2 protein-coding genes are annotated in these 1713 nt (G+C 45.4%); both read left to right on the top strand.

The genetic code is table 11. From position 1 onward, the window contains the following. Nucleotides 1–287: 287 nt before the first annotated feature. Nucleotides 288–479, top strand: coding sequence for a DUF2862 domain-containing protein (locus RRG12_RS43905; RefSeq protein WP_069069023.1), 192 nt, complete (start codon nt 288–290; stop codon nt 477–479). A gap of 120 nt (nt 480–599) precedes the next feature. Further along, nucleotides 600–1700: an ArsA family ATPase gene (locus tag RRG12_RS43900; protein ID WP_420762055.1), complete on the top strand. Its 1101-nt coding sequence runs from the start codon at nt 600–602 to the stop codon at nt 1698–1700. Nucleotides 1701–1713 lie beyond the last annotated feature (13 nt).

The raw sequence follows: 1713 nt of genomic DNA, 5'->3' as shown, positions 1-1713 counted from the left end.
TCAAGCTATCTGGATTAACTCCTAACGATCGCAAATGTTCCACCAACCGTTGCGATCGCATCTGTTCTTGTTTCAAGGACAATTGCGCTTCCAATGCCTGTTGCACTGTGACAAACATGGGTATCGACCTGCTTGGTTGTTGATTTAATTTTAAGCTGTTAAGTCAGGAGTTAGAAGTCAAGAATTGGGAATTTTCTTCTTCATCTCCCTCATCTCTACTGAATTTGTGAGAGCAGAGTCACGGTTTCCGCTACACTGAGACTTGGTTTATTGCATTGTAATCAGGCATGGAAATCGGACAAAAGGTTAAAGTCTATCGTTTGCGCGATCGCGTTTCTCCCCCAGTTGTGAAAAAACTCGGACAAGTGGGTATCATCCAAGGCTACAAAGTCACCGATGGTGGTGGAATCGGTGTAGTGGTGCTCTTTGACGATAATTATTCCACTTGGTTTTTTGAAGATGAAATCAAACCTGTGTAGTTGTGAAAAACTTAGAGCCGGGTTTTTCTTGGCATCTGAATTTTAAAGCACAGGTTGAGAGTCTTTGTTGAGTGCTAAGTTGGAATTGAAAAGCTCGGCGGTGAAAATAGGAATCAAGTAATGGCTCTAATATTGACATTTTTGGGCAAAGGCGGCATCGCTCGTACCAAAATTGCGATCGCCGCAGCCAAATTATTGGCAAGTCAAGGCAAGCGTGTACTCCTAGCAGGACAAGCAGAACCAACGTTGCAAATCCTGCTGGGTACTCCCATTGCTGCCGACCCCCAGGAAATCGCTCCTAATTTGCAAGCAGTCCAGTTTCAAGCATCTGTACTACTAGAACGCAACTGGGACGAAGTAAAGAAACTTGAGGCGCAATACCTCCGCACCCCCATCTTCAAAGAGGTTTTTGGTCAAGAACTGGTAGTATTACCAGGGATGGACAACGCCCTAGCCCTGAATGCTATCCGCGAATATGATGCCAGTGGCAAATATGATGCGATCGTCTACGATGGCACGGGTGACTCTTTAACCTTGCGAATGTTGGGCTTGCCAGAATCTCTGAGTTGGTATGTCCGGCGATTTCGGCAATTGTTTGTCAACTCCGATTTGGGGAAGACGATTACTGAATCGCCCTTGATTCAACCGCTGATTAGCAGTTTTTTCAATGTAAATTGGACAGCAGATAACTTTGCAGGGCCTACTAACCAAGTCAATAATTTCTTAGAAAAAGGGAGAGCCGCTCTTGCCGATCCTAAGCGTCTCGCTGCTTTCTTAGTAACTACAGGAGATCCCCTTGAGGTAGCAAATGCTCGTTATTTGTGGGGTAGCGCTCAACAAATCGGTTTAACTGTCGGTGGTGTTCTGCTTGTGTCTACTGAAACGAATGTCAACCTGTCAGAGGAATTTATACCTCTACCTGTGAGCGTCGTTCCCGACTCGCCAACAGGTGACTGGCAACCATTGATAGACGCCCTACCCAACTTTGAAGCACAAGCGCTACAAGCTCCTAAACCAATTGAAATAGACATCCACAATCGTCAGGTACGCCTATTCTTGCCAGGATTTGATAAAAAGCAGGTCAAGCTTACTCAATATGGGCCAGAAGTCACTGTGGAAGCAGGAGATCAGCGACGCAATATCCCCTTACCCCCGGCTCTGAGTGGCAGACCCGTTGCTGGAGCAAAGTTTCAGAATAATTATTTGATAATTTCGTTTTAATTTAGTTAGGAGT

Source organism: Nostoc sp. CALU 546 (genome assembly GCF_048836525.1).
The sequence above is the reverse complement of the archived record's forward strand: the minus strand, read 5'-3'. Positions and strand labels throughout refer to the sequence as shown.

Excerpts from the sequence above, each read along its gene's own strand:
- RRG12_RS43905 (WP_069069023.1), top strand. The coding sequence starts at position 288 with ATGGAAATCGGACAAAAGGTTAAAGTCTATCGTTTGCGCGATCGCGTT.
- RRG12_RS43900 (WP_420762055.1), top strand. The coding sequence starts at position 600 with ATGGCTCTAATATTGACATTTTTGGGCAAAGGCGGCATCGCTCGTACC.